The sequence below is a fragment of the Mesorhizobium sp. M7A.F.Ca.CA.002.04.1.1 genome, assembly GCF_004022805.1.
In the GTDB taxonomy this organism is placed as follows: Bacteria; Pseudomonadota; Alphaproteobacteria; order Rhizobiales; family Rhizobiaceae; genus Mesorhizobium; species Mesorhizobium ciceri.
On record NZ_RZPL01001159.1, the window covers coordinates 1 to 934 of the forward strand.

At 69.2% G+C, this 934-nt stretch carries 1 pseudogene; it reads left to right on the forward strand.

Annotated elements, in window-relative coordinates:
* A pseudogene (locus ENZ75_RS32985) lies at positions 1-934 on the forward strand (autotransporter outer membrane beta-barrel domain-containing protein); the annotation flags it as partial.

Genomic DNA, 934 nt, shown 5'->3' on the forward strand with positions numbered 1-934 from the left:
CCCTCAGCCTGGGCGGCAAGGGCGGCAACGGCGGCGATGGCGGAGATGTGAGGGTTGAGGTTTCCGGATCGATCGAAACCTTCGGCGCCCGCGCGCATGGCGTCGTGGCGCAGTCGGTGGGCGGCGGCGGCGGTGTCGGCGGCGACGCAAAAGGTAAAACCTCGAACGCGCTCGGCATCGGCGGCCTTGGCGGCAATGGCGGCGATGGCGGCGACGTGACCGTGATCCGCACCGGCACCATCACCACGCATGGTGTCGATGCGGTCGCCATCATCGCTCAGTCGGTCGGCGGCGGCGGCGGCATCGGCGGCGCCGGCTTCGGGCGCTTCGGCGCCACGGCGGATGGCGGCAGCGGCATCGACAACAACACCATCGGCTTCAACACATTTGCGGGTGCCAAGGGCAATGGCGGCACGGTGACCATCCAGCAGGACGGCGAGATCGTCACCGATGGCGAGCGGGCGCACGGCATCGTGGCCCAGGCGGTGGGCGGCGGCGGCGGCCTGGCCGGCACGCTCTCCGCCGGCGCTGCCGGTTCCGGCGGTGGCATCGGCGATGCCGCGGCGGCGACGGCGACGGCCATGAGCCAGGTCTGGGTCAAGGGTGCGAGCTCGTATGCCATGTTCGGACAGAGCGCGACCGGCATCGGCGACGCGCACGCGGTTACGCTGACCGCGGGCGACAGCCTGTTCGCGCAGGGTGCTGGTTCCGTGGCCGCCTACGGCGAAAGCACAGCCAACGGCGCGAAAGGCAACATCACCATCAATCTCAACGGTCATTACACGATTGGCGGTGCCGGAACCGGCGTTGCCGCCATGCTCGTCGGCGGCGCCAACAACGCGCTGACCAACCACAGCCTGCTCTACGCAATGGGAGCGACGCCGACATTCGAGATCCAGGCAGCGGATATCCAGGCATTCCAGACCTTCCTGTT